Raw genomic sequence first — 654 nt, forward strand, 5'->3', positions numbered from 1 at the left:
GGAAGATAGCGATTATTCCAATACGGATTGAGCGGTAGATCGTGCACAAAACCAATAAAAGTCCGACAACCGAAATGATAATGCTGGAAAGTTGTCCTTGGATAATTTCTTTTGAGGCGGCAGCATTCATACTCCCGTAGCCGGTGAATCTAAACGAAACCCCTTCAGGTAAGGTTTCAGCAATAGGGCCTAGATCGTCTAACAGTTGCTGTAACTGCTTGGAGCCATCTGTTTTGGACATGATTACCACGCGAGTTTCATTGTAAGGGCCCACTTTGGCAATAGACTCAAGGTCTCGTGAGGGGCCGCCCTCTAACAAAAATAAATATTGGGATATAAGCTCCGGACTTAGCTCTGAGCTTTGTATCTTGTCATCATTGGGCGATAAGGTTTTGTGTAGCTGTTTGATAAAACCAGATATTGAGCTTGTGTAGCCAACTGCATCATGACGCTTAGCTTGCGCTTCGAGTTTTTCTATCACTCGTAATACCTCAGGAGAAAGGATGCCATTTTGCTCATCTGAGCTTATCCATACGTTCACTGGTACGGTGCCACCTAGTAACTCGTTGATTCTGGCATCATCTTGCCTCAGTTGAGTCTGGGCTTTGAAGGAGTGAAGGTTTTGTTGGTCAACGTAGAAATTAGGAAGCCCGA

Annotated in this window: 1 protein-coding gene; it reads right to left on the reverse strand. The window is 44.8% G+C overall.

Features of this window, described 5'->3' with window-relative positions; genetic code table 11:
* Positions 1-654: hypothetical protein (locus A3761_RS27195; RefSeq protein ID WP_197472902.1), on the reverse strand; the 654-nt coding region annotated here is incomplete at both ends.

Source organism: Oleiphilus sp. HI0123 (assembly GCF_001635315.1).